This window comes from Methylobacterium amylolyticum, from assembly GCF_030700245.1.
Classification (GTDB): domain Bacteria; phylum Pseudomonadota; class Alphaproteobacteria; order Rhizobiales; family Beijerinckiaceae; genus Methylobacterium.
In genome coordinates, this window is record NZ_JAUYZI010000024.1 from 35,647 (window position 1) to 47,718 (window position 12,072).

Genomic DNA, 12,072 nt, shown 5'->3' on the forward strand with positions numbered 1-12,072 from the left:
CGAGCCGCGGTAGCGCGGCGCCGGCCGGGCGGGCGGTCTCACAGCCACCGTTTCCAGCGGAAGAAGGCGTAGGGCAGCACCGCCGCCACCACCATCATGACCAGCGCCATCGGGTAGCCGTAGGGCCATTCCAGCTCCGGCATCGTCTTGAAGTTCATGCCGTAGATCGACGCGATCAGGGTCGGCGGCATGAACACCACCGCCATGACCGAGAACAGCTTGATGATGTTGTTCTGCTCGAGGTTGACGAGGCCGAGCGTCGCGTCGAGCAGGAACTGGATCTTGGTCGACAGGAAGGTCGCGTGCTCCTCCAGCGACTGGAGGTCGCGCAGGGTGGAGCGCACGTCCTCGCGCAGGTCGCGCGGGGCCTTGTTGCTGCGGTAGGTCGCCGACAGCGAGAGCAGGATCCGCTCCATCGAGACGAGGCTCTCGCGCTGCTTCGAGATCAGGTCGCCGTGGCGCCCGAGCGCGCGCAGCGTGTCCTGGAGGGCGGTGTTGCGGGCGCTCGGGTCCTCCTGCACCTCGAAGATCTTGCCGGATAGGCGGTCGATGCGCTCGCCCTGGAGCTGGAGCACGTCGGCGGCCCGGTCGATCACCGCCTCGATCAGCCCGGCGAGGATCGCGTCGCCGGTGGCGGCCGAGGCGTAGCCGTTGCCGGTGGCCCGGCCCGCGCGCTGCGTGTACATCCGGAACGCCTGCGGATCCTCGTAGCGGACCGTGACGAGGCGGGTGCCGCGCAGGATGAAGGTGATGCCCGCGAGCCCCGGCTCGTCGGAGTCGCTGACCTTCGACAGCACCCGGCCGGTCATGTAGCGGGCCCCGTCCTCGATGTAGAGGAGTTCGGAGGGCTCGATGTCCTTCATCTCCTCCCGGGTCGGCACCTCGATGCCGGCGAAGGATTCGACCTTCAGCTCCTCCTCCCGGCTCGGACGGATCAGGTCGAGCCAGACGGTGTCCTCGGGGATCGTGTCCTGCAGGTCGACGGCGCGGCGTTCGAGAAGCCTCTGCCCGGCGTCGGTGACCGGCTGGTGGATGAAGATCACGAGCGGGTCTCTGGCAGGGGATGACGCCGGCGCGGGGCGCGCGCCGGGCCCGCATCCCGCAACGCCGGGCGCGGCGCAAGGGGGCGGGACGAGGGGCGGGGCGGGTGTGGCGCCGTTTCTTGAAGGTTCCGTGACGGGTGGCGCCCGTGCGGGGCGAACTTGCCCGGGCGAAGCCTGCCCCGGGTGCGGACGGGGGCGCCCTCCGGCCTCAGTTGCAGCCGTCGCAGATGCTGCGCTCGATCCGGTCGGTCAGCACCCGCTCGCGCCGCTGCTCCCGCGGCGTCGGCATCTCGCCCGCGCCGAGCGACGTACCCGGCGGCTTGGTCACCCCGAGGTCGTTGGTGTAGGGGGCGGTGATCGTCGAGGCGGGGCCGCCGCCGGTGCCGGTCTCGTCCGGGGCGAATGTCTGCGCGGCGGCCGCCCCCGGGACGAGGAGGCCCGCCGCGAGGAGCCAGAGCCGCGCGCGTCCCGTTCCTGCCGCCATGGGGTCACTCCTCTCGCCGTCGAACGGGGCCTTGTGGCGCAGGTTGCGCGCGGGCGCCAGCCTACGGCCGCGGCGCGCGCCGCGCACGCCCGTCCCCCGCGGGACGGTGGAAGACGCCGACCATCTCGACGTGGCCCGAGTGCCGGAACTGGTCGACCGGCGTGACCCGCTCCAGCCGGTAGCCGCCCGCCGCCAGCAGGGCGGCGTCGCGCCCGAAGGTCCCGGCGTCGCAGGAGACGCCGACCACCAGGGGCACGCGCGCGGCGGCGAGCTGGCGGACCTGCGCCTCCGCGCCGGCCCGGGGCGGATCGAGCACCACCGCGTCGAAGGCGTCGAGCTCGGTCGGCAGCAGGGGCCGGCGGAACAGGTCCCGCCGCTCGTGGGTGATCCGCTTGAGGCCGGCGGCCGCCCGCACCGACCGGTCGAGCCCGGCGAGCGCCGCGGCGTCGCCCTCCACCGCGTGGACGGCCGCCCGCCGCGCCATCGCCAGGGTGAGGGGGCCGCAGCCGGCGAACAGGTCGGCGACCCGGCGGACGCGCGGCCCGAGCGCCGCGCCGACCAGCTCGGCCAGCACCGCCTGCCCCGCCTCGGTGGCCTGGAGGAAGCCGCCGGGCGCCGGGTGGAGCCGAGCGTCCGATGAGCGCACGGTGACCGGTTCGGCCTCCATCAAGCGCTCGCCGTGGAGCGCCAGCCGCGCGAGGCCGAGTTCGCCCCCGAGCCGCACGAGCGCCGCGCGAACGCCGGGCCCCGCCGGGCCGTGCCCCCGCAGGTCGACGTCGAGACCCTGGTCGACGGCGGTCACGGCGACGTCGAGGGGCTTGCGCCCGTGCCCGAGCGGGGCGGCGAGCGCCCGGGCCACCGCGGGGGCGCGGTGCAGCGCCGGCACGGTGATCGGGCAGTGGTCGATCGGCACGAGGGCGTGGCTGCGCGCGGCCATCAGCCCCGCCTCGGCCCGGCCCTCGACCGCGCGCACGTGCAGGGTGATCCGCCGCCGGCCGGCCCCGTGCGCGTCGCGCGTCGGGTCGACCGCGGCGTCGAGCCCCGCCTGGGCGAGCGCCTGGGCGACGATGCCCCGCTTCCAGGCCAGCTCCGCGTCCCGGGCGAGGTGCTGCGTGCGGCAGCCGCCGCAGCGGGTGAAGTGCGGGCAGAACGGCGCGACCCGCTCCGGCGACGGGGTCTCGACCGCGACGAGGTCCCCCTGCGCCCCCGCCCGCCGGATCGCGACGCGCTCGCCGGGCAGGGCGAAGGAGACCGGCGTGCCGTCCGCGGCCAGGCCGTCGCCGCGGGCGCCGAGCCGCGCGATCGTCACCGCCTCCGTCGCCGTCTCCGTGCCCGGGCCGGGATGCGCGCTCATGCCGGGCCGCCCCCGGGCAGCCGCGCGCCGATCAGGAACTCGGCGTTGCCGTCGCCGCCGGGCACGGGGGAGGGGACCGGCCCGAGGACGCGCGCGCCGAGTCCCTCCAGCACCGCCCGCACCGCGGCGCAGACCTCGGCGTGCACGGCCGGGTCGCGCACGAGACCGCCGCGGCCGACCCGCCCGCGCCCGGCCTCGAATTGCGGCTTGATCAGCGCGACGATCGCCCCACCCGGCGCCAGCAGCGGCGGCAGGGCCGGCAGCACGAGGGCGAGGCCGATGAAGCTCACGTCGACGCTCGCCAGGAGCGGGGCGGGGACGAGGCGCGCCGGGTCGAGGCCGCGGATGTCGGTGCCCTCCAGGCTCGTCACCCGCGGGTCGGCGGCGAGCCGCGGGTGGAGCTGGCCGCGGCCGACATCGACGGCGTGGACGTGGGCGGCGCCGCGGGCGAGCAGCAGGTCGGTGAAGCCGCCGGTGGAGGCGCCGACGTCGAGGCAGGGCAGGCCGCGCGGGTCGAGGCCGAAGGCGTCGAGGGCGGCGGCGAGCTTCAGCCCGCCGCGGGAGGCGTAGGGGTGCTCGGGGTGGGCCTCGATCCGCGCGCCGGGCGCGATCGGGTCGGAGGCGCGACGGACCGGGCGCCCGTCGGCGCGCACCAGCCCGGCGCGGATCGCGGCCTGCGCCCGGGCGCGGCTCTCGAAATGGCCGTGCGCCACCAGGAAGAGGTCGGCCCGGGTGCCGGCGCGCTGCGGCCGGCCCGGGTCGCTGCCCGCTGCGGGCAGGTCTCGGGACATGGATCTCGGGGCTCGGGCGTCGGGGCTCGGGTGTCGGATCTTGCGGCCCTGTCGGCGGGCCGGCGCCCCCCTACCTAGCCCGGACCGGAGAGGAGAGCCACCGCATGACACGCACGCTGCCGCTGCTCGCGCTGCTGGGCACCCTGGCCGCCGCCGGCGCACAGGCCCAGGACGCCAAGGATGCGGGCAAGGACGCGGCCAAGGACCCGGCCAAGCCCGCCGCCCCCGAGACCTACCAGAGCCCGATCAAGAACGCGAAGGGCGAGCCGATCGGCACCATGACGATCCGCGACGGGGCCAACACCCTGGTGCTGCGCCTCGCGATCCAGCCCGGCGGCCTGCCCCCCGGCTGGCACGGCATCCACTTCCACGCGGTCGGCGACTGCTCCGACCCGAAGCTGATGAACTCCAAGGCCCACGTGAACCACGACCAGAGCAAGCACGGCCTGCTCAATCCGGAGGGGCCGGACGAGGGCGACCTGCCCAACGTCTACGCCGCGGCGGACGGTTCGGTGAACGCCGAGGTGTCGAGCGAGACCCCGCTCACCGGCGAGGGCGGCCTCAAGGACGCGGACGGGTCGGCCCTGATCATCCACGCCAACGAGGACGACCACAGCAGCCAGCCGATCGGCGGCGCGGGCGACCGGATCGCCTGCGCGGTGATCAAGTAGGGGATCGCCGCGTCGCCAGCAGGCCACCCAGGGCGAGGGCGCTGAACGCCGCCCCCGCCAGGAAGGTGGCCGGCGCGCCCACCGTGTCCCACAGGGCGCCGGCCACGACGCTCGCGACGAGGAGGGCCAGTCCGGTCGCGAGGTTGAACACGCCGAACGCGGTCCCGCGCAGGTCGGACGCGGCGGTATCGGCGACCAGCGCCGCCAGCAGGCCCTGGCTGAAGCCCATGTGGAGGCCCCAGAGCACGACGCCGAGCCCGGCGACGGCGAGGTTCGGGGCCCAGGCGAGGGCGAGGTCGGCCGCCACCAGCAGGATCAGGCCGACCGCCAGCAGCGACACCCGGTCCAGCCGGTCCGACAGGGCCCCGGCCGGATAGGACGACAGGGCGTAGGCCGCGCTCATGGCCACGAGGACGAGGGGCAGGAGGACGGGGCGCACCCCGAACTCCGCGACGCGCAGCAGCAGGAAGGCCTCGCTGAACCGGGCCAGGGTGAGCGCCACCGCGATCCCGACCACCCACCAGTAGCGGGGCCCGAGCCGGGCGAGGTCGCTCCGGCGCAGGGGAAACCGGGCCGGGCGGGGCGCCGCCGCGGCGGCGGGCTCCCGGACGGCCACGACCAGCACGACGACGGACAGGACGGCGGGCAGGACCGCCACCCAGAACACGGCCTGGAAGTCGTTGGCGAACAGCCACATCAGCCCGACGGCGAGCAGCGGCCCGGTGAAGGCGCCGACCGTGTCGAGGGTCTGCCGGAGGCCGAAGCTCGCCCCTCGGAGTTCCGCCGGGGCGAGGTCGGCCACGAGGGCGTCGCGGGGCGCCCCCCGGATGCCCTTGCCGACCCGGTCGACGAAGCGCGCGGCGACCAGCCATTCCAGGCCGCCCGCCAGGGGGAAGACCGGCTTGGTGCAGGCGGCGAGGCCGTAGCCGACCACCGCCAGCAGCTTGCGCCGGCCGAGCCAGTCGCTCAGCGCCCCCGAGAAGACCTTCACGATCGAGGCCGTCGCCTCGGCGATCCCCTCGATGACGCCGACGGCCAGCGCCGAGGTGCCGAGCACCGCGACCATGTAGATCGGCAGGAGCGCGTGGATCATCTCCGAGGAGATGTCCATCAGCATGCTCACGAACCCGAGGGCCCAGATCCCCGCGGGGATGCGTGCGCGGGCGGTGGAGGTCATGCGGGGGTCGCGTCCTGGCTGCCGTCCGGGCCCCCTAAGCAGGTTCGCGTCGGCATGCCAACGCTTCACCCGCCTGGATCCGTGGTGGATCGCAGGGTCTCGATGCCGAACCGGCAACCACGTCGGCGAGGCCTGCTCAGCACGCCCCGGGCGGGAGCGGGCGCGTCAGGACTGGGTGCCGGTGAAGCGGCAGATCGTCTTGCAGCGCGGGCCGCCGTTGCCCTGCCACGTCTTCGCGTGGCCGATCGAGCCGGTCATGTCCTGGGTCGGGTTCCCCCCGGGCCGGTGGACGACGACGTTGCAGGGATCGCGCGGCGTCGCCTGGTAGCGCGGGCAGGCCGGGGTGTGGCGGCCGGCCAGGAGATCGACGAGCGTCTCCGACCGGGCGTCCGCGCGATCGATCGAGACGCCGATGAGCGCCGCAGCGGCGGCTGCGGCCAAGACAAGGCTTCGCATGGCATGCTCTCCGTTCAGGCACAACGTGCGCTTTCTGATAGCAAATGCCGTATTAATGGCCTTGTTCTATTACCTATGTGCGAAAAATCACATCAATCGGTTCGGTTTTAATCCCGAAATATCGAAGATTTATTGAAGGATTATTTTTTGGTCGGGATCGTGACGCGTCTATCGGGACGGTCGTCTCGGTCCCGGATCGGCCCGTCGGCGAGCGGCAGGTCCCGGACGGGAGGCTCGCGGGGACGGACGGGTTCGCGGGGACGACGCGGCGAGCCGAGAGGCGTTTCCGACCCTCCACCTCATCCTGAGGTGCCCGCGAGAGCGGGCCTCGAAGGAGACCTCCAGGGATCGCGCGGCTGGCTGGAGGGCTCCTTCGAGGCCTCCGCTGCGCTGCGGCACCTCAGGATGAGGGGGGGTGGTGGGATCGGCCGACGCAAACGCCGAACTGTCGTGGACCGGTGCCGGGCAGTCCGCGACGGGCGGCGTCGGGAGCCGATCCTCAGGCCGGCCGCGGAATCGGCCGCGGGCGCCCGGCATCGTCGATGGCGACGAAGGTGAAGGTCGCCTGCGTCACCCGCTCGCGGATCTGCGTCTGGAAGCGGCGGGCCCAGGCCTCGACCTCGATCTTCATCGAGGTGCGGCCGACATGGGAGACGCGGGTGTAGACGCAGAGCACGTCGCCGACGCGCACCGGACGGATGAAGGTCATGGCGTCGAGGGCGACCGTCACCACCCGGCCCTGCGACTGCTCGACCCCGGCGATGCCGCCGGCCTGATCCATCTGCGACAGCACCCAGCCGCCGAAGATGTCGCCGTTCGCGTTGGTGTCGGCGGGCATGGCGATGGTGCGGACCGTCAGGTCGCCCCGCGGCTGGGCCGCCAAGTCCTGTGTCGCCACGTCCTGTGTCGCCACGTCCTGTGTCGCGTCCATGGCGTCCTCTCCCCCGCGCGGATGATGCCCGATTCGTCGGAGCCCGTCAGCGGGACGGTGCGCAGTTTCCGCGCCGGCGATCGCACACAGAAATTCGGTTCCGGACGGCGCGCGGCGCGCAAGTCCGTAAAACTGGGCGATCGATCGCAATCTGACGTTTACAAGAGGCGTCGAGACTGGGAGCGTCGAAGCCTGGACGGTCCCCGTATCATGCCCGTCTCGCCTGTTCCCGGCGGGCCCTACACGCCCCCGCGCTGGCCGGTCATCCGCTGGCTGACCGCGCCCGCCAGCGCGGTCCCCGCCGACATCCGTGCCCGGCTCCTGACCGGCTTCTTCGAATCCGTGGTGCCCCTGATCAGCGGGGGATTGGCCAGCCTGTCGGTGAACGCGGCGGCGGCGTTCCGCCACCCCGAGCCGCTGTTCATGGCCCTGCTGGTCCTCGATGCGCTCCTGTTCGGCATCCGGACGACGCTGATGGCCCGGAGCCGCCGCGCCGCGGCGGCCGGCCTGCGGACGCCGACCGACCTGTTCTTCGCCAGCAACCTCGTCTGGACCGGGCTGGTGGGCGCGTGGACCTTCGCCTGCTTCGCGAGCGGCGACCACCTCCTGCAGGTGATCGCGCCCCTCACGATGATGGGCATCCTGACCGGGATCGTGACGCGCAACAACGCAGCCCCGCGGCTCACCATCCTGCAGGTCGCCCTCTGCATCGGGCCGCTGGCGCTCGCGATGCTGCTCACCGGCGACCCGTGGCTCCTGGTGGTGGTCGCCCAGGCCCCGCTCCTGATGGTCTCGGTGGTGAGCACCGTGTACCGGCTCAACCGCGGATACCTCGCCGTCGCGGTCGCGCAGCGCGAGAGCGAGCAGCGGGCGGCCACCGACGCGCTCACCGGCCTGCGGAACCGGTCGGGCCTGATGGCCGCCCTGTCCCGCGCCCTGCGGCGGCCGGAGGACCGGCTCGCCCTTCTGTATCTCGACCTCGACGGCTTCAAGGCGGTCAACGACCGGCTCGGCCACGCCGCCGGCGACCGACTGTTGCGGGAGGCGGCGGCGCGCGCCAGCGCCCTGATCGCCGACGACGGCGTCGCGGCCCGGCTCGGCGGCGACGAGTTCGTGATCCTGGCGCCCGGCCGGGACGCGGCGGAGGCCGTCCTGCTGGCCGAGGCGGTGATCGCCGCCGTGGGCAGACCCTACGATCTCGGCGTCGAGGTGCGGGTGGGCACGAGCATCGGCATCGCGCTCGCCGCGCCGCGCACGGCGCCGGAGATCCTGATCGCCCGCGCGGACGCGGCCCTCTACCGCGCCAAGGCGGCCGGCAAGGGCCGCTGGTGGCTGGCCGACGCGCCGGAGCCCGCCCGCCGGGCGGCCTGAGCCGCCGAATCCGCTCGATCAATTCGGGGTGGCGGATCCGGGCCTCGCTCGGGCGCCGCGCGGTCTCGGCCGAGATGCGCACCGCGATCGGGCGGTGACCGGATCAGGGCATCAGGCCGGCGAACTTCAGCCCCGCCGCCAGCAGGATCGCGAGCCCGGACAGGATGCACTCGAATGGGATCGACCGCCAGAGATCGGGCGCGGCGGCCTCGTCGCGCGCGCGGCTGGACGCACTCTCGTTCATGGCGGCGGTCCTGGGCATCCTCCCGGGCAGCCGGATCTGTCGCCGGCCGTCCCAGGGTTGCACGATACCGCAGATCCTCCGTCCGCGCATCCCGCGAACCGCGCCTCGAACCGCGCGTCGCGGGAACGCGCCGCCTCCACCTCGGGGCGGCCGGCACACAAAAAAACCGGCGGCCCGTGGGGACCGCCGGGATTTGGCGGGCGTCCCGGCCGAGCCGGGACGCCCATGGGGCGCTCAGTAGTAGAAGCGGCGGCCGTAATAGGGCCGGCGCCAGTAGGGACGCGGGCCGTAGAAGGGACGCCGGTAGTAGGGCCGGCGCCAGTAGGGGCGCGGGCCGTAGAAGCGCCGCCGGTAGTAGTACTGCGCCTTCTCGGCGGTCGCCGGGGCGGCCTCGGCCGGCAGGGCGATGCCCGGACCGACGGGGGCGGCCGTCGCCCCCTGCGGCGCGGCGGCCGCGAAGCCCAGCGCCAGCAGGGCGGCCAGCAGGAATTTCCTCAACACGCTCTCGACTCCCTCTCGACGTGTCCTCGTAGGCCGGGTTGCGGCGGCACCCCGCGGCTGGACCCGGTCGCGATGAACGCGTGGAGAGGGTGGAGCGTTGCAGGCCCGCGGCGATTGCGGAAGACTGCGTAGTGCGCGGAGGCGGCTCAGGCGATCTGCGCGGTCATGTCGATGACCCGGGCCTCCGTGCTCTGCCGCACCAGCGCGATGCCGTGCTCGCAATCCTCGCGGCGGGCGTAGCCCTCGCCGGACTCGGCCACCACCTCGCCGTTGCGGGCGCGCAGGCGCCAGCGCCACTGCCCGCCCGCGTCCCGGTAGAGTTCGAAGCGCATCGTCCATCTCCCGTCTCGACAGATCCCGCGGCCTGCGGGCCCCCGGACACCCGGGCGGGAGATAGGGTGCCACCGGGGGCGCCGGAAGACGCCGCGGGATCGGGAGGTCGGCCGGCGATGCCGGGCACGCCGTGCTGGCGGTTCCCGAACATGGGACGCCGCGGCGGGCGCCTGCGGGCGTCCGTCGGATGCGACGTCCGGACCCTGCCAGGACGTCGCCGGGCCGTTCCGGGCCATCAGGTGCGGGGCGCCCGCTCCAGCCACGCGATGTTGCGCCCCTCGCTGCCGCGTCCGCGCTCGTCCGGACGACGGCCGCGGCCGTCGCGCGCGGGCTGCTGCGCCCCGCGCCCGCCGGAGGGGCGCTCGCCGTGGCGCTCACCCTGAGGACGGGCATCGCGCCCGTGGTGCGGGCTCGGCCCCCGGCCGTCGCCGCCGCGCACGGGGCGCGGCGTGCCGTGTCCCGGCCCTTGTCCTTGCCCGTGACCTTGTCCTTGCCCATGACCCTGTGACGACCGTTGCGGCTGGCCGCCGGCGGGGCGCGCCTCACCCGGACGGCTCCCTTGCGGACGGCTCCCTTGCGGACGGCCCTGGCCCGGCCTGGCGCCGCGCCCGGGCTGGGCGCCGCGGCGCGGCTGCTGCGGCCGCTCCGGCCGGCGCGCCTCCTCGCGGGCGATGTCGGCCGCCTCCTGGCGCGAGGGCGGGGCGAAGCCCTCGGGGAAGCCCGCCACCGGCACGCTCTGCCGGGTGAGCCGCTCGATGTCGCGCAGGTAGGCCCGCTCCTCGTCGTTGCAGAACGAGATCGCGAGGCCCGCCGCCCCGGCCCGCGCCGTGCGGCCGATGCGGTGGACGTAGCTCTCCGGCACGTTCGGCAGGTCGAAGTTGACCACGTGGCTCACGCCCTCGACGTCGATGCCGCGGGCGGCGATGTCGGTGGCCACCAGCACCCGGCAGGCCCCGTCGCGGAACGCCTGGAGCGCCCGCTCGCGCTGGGGCTGCGACTTGTTGCCGTGGATCGCCGCGCCGACGATGCCGACCTTGTCGAGGCCGCGCACCACCCGGTCGGCCCCGTGCTTGGTGCGGGTGAAGACCAGCACCCGGTCGATCGCGGGATCGCGCAGGACGTGGGCGAGCAGCGCCTGCTTGGCGCCGGTGTGGACGAAGATCACCGACTGGTCGACCCGCTCGGCGGTGGTCGCCACCGGGGTCACCGCGACCTGGACCGGATCGGTGAGGTACTGGCTGGCGAGCCCGGCGATGTTCTTCGGCATGGTGGCCGAGAAGAACAGGCTCTGGCGCTTGCCCGGCAGCATCCGCACGATGCGCTTCAGCGCGTGGATGAAGCCGAGGTCGAGCATCTGGTCGGCCTCGTCGAGGACGAGGATCTCGACGCCGTCGAGGGTCAGCGCGCGGCGGTCGACGAGGTCGATCAGCCGGCCGGGGGTGGCGACGAGGATGTCGACGCCCGGCGCCAGCGCCCGCTCCTGGCGGCCGATGGTGACGCCGCCGAACACGACGGTGTTGGTGTAGGGCAGGTGGCGGCCGTAATCGGAGAATGATTCGGCGATCTGGTTGGCGAGCTCGCGGGTCGGCGAGAGCACCAGCACCCGGCAGCCGCGGCGCGGCGGCCGGCGGTCCTCCAGGCTGAGGCGGTGCAGGATCGGCAGGGCGAAGGCGGCGGTCTTGCCGGTGCCGGTCTGGGCGATGCCGCAGAGGTCGCGGCCGGCCATGGCCGGCGGGATCGCCTGCGCCTGGATCGGCGTCGGCGCGGTGTAGCCGGCCTCTTGGAGCGCCCGCAGCACGGGCTGGGCGAGGCCGAAATCGGTGAACTGGGTCAAGGAGGTGTCCGTGGCAGCAGGACCGGCCGGGCGCTCGTGTGGCGGCGCGGGAAAGGGGGCGGTCCGTTGGCAGGGGGCAGCCCGCGTGATGGGGCGGCCGGGTGCATGCACGTTATAAAGAGGGGGGCCGGACCGCGCCTTGGGCGCCCCGGTCCGTCACGCAGCCCCCTCAGGCGGCCCCGTGTGTCGGCCGCTGACGCTGCGATGCCGATATGCGGTTGTGCGGTTGCGAAGTCAACGGCGGACACGCCCGAATCGCCGGGATGGTAGGGCTGCGGGATCGGGGCTCGCGACAGTGGGGGATCACTTACAGGTTAAGGGCGGAGGCGTCTGGGACTGCCGGACGAGGGTGAGGGTTTCCCAGTTGTCCGGGTCGATCACCCGCCCGCGCCGGCGCGGGTCGGTCAGGGCCGAGACGTGCTCGCGGAGCGACAGGGAGGAGAACACGGGCAGCTCACCCAACGGCAAGCCGCCGGAATCACGCAGCGCCCGCGAGCCGATGCCCCGTCACGCGGAAGCGATTGCCCTGCTCGCCAGTCTCCGCTCGCTGGACAGCGGCCCCCTCCCTCCTGTATGACCCCGACATCGACCAGCCCCAGGCTCGGGAAGCCGGCCGGGGACGCTCACAGGGATTGCATCGGACGGGGGCTCTGCCCCGCGCAACCGATGGCCATCCCCGCCGCGGAGAGGTGGCAGAGCGGTTGAATGCACCGCACTCGAAATGCGGCATGCCTGCAAGGGCATCGGGGGTTCGAATCCCCCCCTCTCCGCCAGTTATCAAGTCCAAAAAAGTCAGCATCTGCAACGCGGTAGGGCGCTTCCGTTGACAGATCGTGCACCCCCGGTGCACGATTTCGTCCAACAAATCGTCCAACATCTGCG

General features: G+C 74.0%; 14 protein-coding genes and 1 tRNA gene. 3 read left to right on the forward strand and 12 right to left on the reverse strand.

The window, feature by feature from the left end:
* Positions 1-38 precede the first annotated feature (38 nt).
* From Q8W71_RS17445 to Q8W71_RS17460, 4 genes are all read right to left on the reverse strand, one after another.
* Positions 39-1,043, reverse strand: coding sequence for a magnesium transporter CorA family protein (locus tag Q8W71_RS17445; protein WP_305526661.1), 1,005 nt, complete (start codon positions 1,041-1,043; stop codon positions 39-41).
* Positions 1,044-1,251: 208 nt separating this feature from the next.
* Positions 1,252-1,527 carry a hypothetical protein gene (locus Q8W71_RS17450; RefSeq protein ID WP_305526662.1) on the reverse strand — a complete coding sequence of 92 codons (276 nt, stop codon included), beginning with the start codon at positions 1,525-1,527 and terminating at the stop codon, positions 1,252-1,254.
* Positions 1,528-1,588: 61 nt separating this feature from the next.
* A complete protein-coding gene (locus Q8W71_RS17455; protein ID WP_305526663.1) occupies positions 1,589-2,881 on the reverse strand; it encodes a class I SAM-dependent RNA methyltransferase in 1,293 nt (430 codons plus the stop codon).
* Positions 2,878-3,672 carry a TlyA family RNA methyltransferase gene (locus Q8W71_RS17460; protein ID WP_305526664.1) on the reverse strand — a complete coding sequence of 265 codons (795 nt, stop codon included), beginning with the start codon at positions 3,670-3,672 and terminating at the stop codon, positions 2,878-2,880. Before Q8W71_RS17460 ends, Q8W71_RS17455 begins: the two co-directional genes overlap by 4 nt.
* Before the next feature lie 104 nt (positions 3,673-3,776).
* Between Q8W71_RS17460 and Q8W71_RS17465 the strand changes: the two genes are divergently transcribed.
* Positions 3,777-4,343, forward strand: coding sequence for a superoxide dismutase family protein (locus Q8W71_RS17465; RefSeq protein WP_305526665.1), 567 nt, complete (start codon positions 3,777-3,779; stop codon positions 4,341-4,343).
* On the opposite strand, the gene Q8W71_RS17470 is transcribed toward Q8W71_RS17465, so the two are convergent.
* From Q8W71_RS17470 to Q8W71_RS17480, 3 genes are all read right to left on the reverse strand, one after another.
* Positions 4,336-5,520 carry an MFS transporter gene (locus Q8W71_RS17470; RefSeq protein ID WP_305526666.1) on the reverse strand — a complete coding sequence of 395 codons (1,185 nt, stop codon included), beginning with the start codon at positions 5,518-5,520 and terminating at the stop codon, positions 4,336-4,338. The two genes, Q8W71_RS17465 and Q8W71_RS17470, sit on opposite strands and share 8 nt — an antisense overlap.
* Before the next feature lie 165 nt (positions 5,521-5,685).
* Positions 5,686-5,976 (reverse strand): hypothetical protein, encoded by a 291-nt coding sequence (locus Q8W71_RS17475; RefSeq protein ID WP_305526667.1) that lies wholly within the window; start codon positions 5,974-5,976, stop codon positions 5,686-5,688.
* A 499-nt stretch (positions 5,977-6,475) separates the two neighbouring features.
* Positions 6,476-6,907: an acyl-CoA thioesterase gene (locus tag Q8W71_RS17480; protein WP_370875443.1), complete on the reverse strand. Its 432-nt coding sequence runs from the start codon at positions 6,905-6,907 to the stop codon at positions 6,476-6,478.
* A 210-nt stretch (positions 6,908-7,117) separates the two neighbouring features.
* Here Q8W71_RS17480 and Q8W71_RS17485 point away from each other — a divergent pair, with 210 nt between their 5' ends.
* Positions 7,118-8,278, forward strand: a complete 1,161-nt coding sequence (locus Q8W71_RS17485) for a GGDEF domain-containing protein (RefSeq protein ID WP_305526668.1) — start codon at positions 7,118-7,120, stop codon at positions 8,276-8,278.
* A 103-nt stretch (positions 8,279-8,381) separates the two neighbouring features.
* Here Q8W71_RS17485 and Q8W71_RS17490 read toward each other — a convergent pair whose 3' ends face one another.
* The 5 genes from Q8W71_RS17490 to Q8W71_RS17510 form a co-directional block, all read right to left on the reverse strand.
* Positions 8,382-8,522 carry a hypothetical protein gene (locus Q8W71_RS17490; RefSeq protein WP_305526669.1) on the reverse strand — a complete coding sequence of 47 codons (141 nt, stop codon included), beginning with the start codon at positions 8,520-8,522 and terminating at the stop codon, positions 8,382-8,384.
* A gap of 234 nt (positions 8,523-8,756) precedes the next feature.
* Positions 8,757-9,023, reverse strand: a complete 267-nt coding sequence (locus tag Q8W71_RS17495; protein ID WP_305526670.1) for a hypothetical protein — start codon at positions 9,021-9,023, stop codon at positions 8,757-8,759.
* Positions 9,024-9,169: 146 nt separating this feature from the next.
* Positions 9,170-9,355: a YegP family protein gene (locus tag Q8W71_RS17500; RefSeq protein WP_305526671.1), complete on the reverse strand. Its 186-nt coding sequence runs from the start codon at positions 9,353-9,355 to the stop codon at positions 9,170-9,172.
* Between the two features lie 236 nt (positions 9,356-9,591).
* Complete coding sequence (locus Q8W71_RS17505) at positions 9,592-11,190, reverse strand: DEAD/DEAH box helicase (protein WP_305526672.1); 1,599 nt, start codon at positions 11,188-11,190, stop codon at positions 9,592-9,594.
* 303 nt (positions 11,191-11,493) lie between these two features.
* Positions 11,494-11,652 carry a hypothetical protein gene (locus tag Q8W71_RS17510; RefSeq protein WP_305526673.1) on the reverse strand — a complete coding sequence of 53 codons (159 nt, stop codon included), beginning with the start codon at positions 11,650-11,652 and terminating at the stop codon, positions 11,494-11,496.
* 221 nt (positions 11,653-11,873) lie between these two features.
* Between Q8W71_RS17510 and Q8W71_RS17515 the strand changes: the two genes are divergently transcribed.
* A tRNA-Ser gene (locus tag Q8W71_RS17515) sits at positions 11,874-11,963 on the forward strand.
* Positions 11,964-12,072: the final 109 nt, after the last annotated feature.

Excerpts from the sequence above, each read along its gene's own strand:
- Q8W71_RS17470 (WP_305526666.1), bottom strand. The coding sequence starts at position 5,520 with ATGACCTCCACCGCCCGCGCACGCATCCCCGCGGGGATCTGGGCCCTC.
- Q8W71_RS17450 (WP_305526662.1), bottom strand. The coding sequence starts at position 1,527 with ATGGCGGCAGGAACGGGACGCGCGCGGCTCTGGCTCCTCGCGGCGGGC.
- Q8W71_RS17500 (WP_305526671.1), bottom strand. The coding sequence starts at position 9,355 with ATGCGCTTCGAACTCTACCGGGACGCGGGCGGGCAGTGGCGCTGGCGC.
- Q8W71_RS17485 (WP_305526668.1), top strand. The coding sequence starts at position 7,118 with ATGCCCGTCTCGCCTGTTCCCGGCGGGCCCTACACGCCCCCGCGCTGG.
- Q8W71_RS17480 (WP_370875443.1), bottom strand. The coding sequence starts at position 6,907 with ATGGACGCGACACAGGACGTGGCGACACAGGACGTGGCGACACAGGAC.
- Q8W71_RS17460 (WP_305526664.1), bottom strand. The coding sequence starts at position 3,672 with ATGTCCCGAGACCTGCCCGCAGCGGGCAGCGACCCGGGCCGGCCGCAG.
- Q8W71_RS17475 (WP_305526667.1), bottom strand. The coding sequence starts at position 5,976 with ATGCGAAGCCTTGTCTTGGCCGCAGCCGCCGCTGCGGCGCTCATCGGC.
- Q8W71_RS17490 (WP_305526669.1), bottom strand. The coding sequence starts at position 8,522 with ATGAACGAGAGTGCGTCCAGCCGCGCGCGCGACGAGGCCGCCGCGCCC.
- Q8W71_RS17455 (WP_305526663.1), bottom strand. The coding sequence starts at position 2,881 with ATGAGCGCGCATCCCGGCCCGGGCACGGAGACGGCGACGGAGGCGGTG.
- Q8W71_RS17465 (WP_305526665.1), top strand. The coding sequence starts at position 3,777 with ATGACACGCACGCTGCCGCTGCTCGCGCTGCTGGGCACCCTGGCCGCC.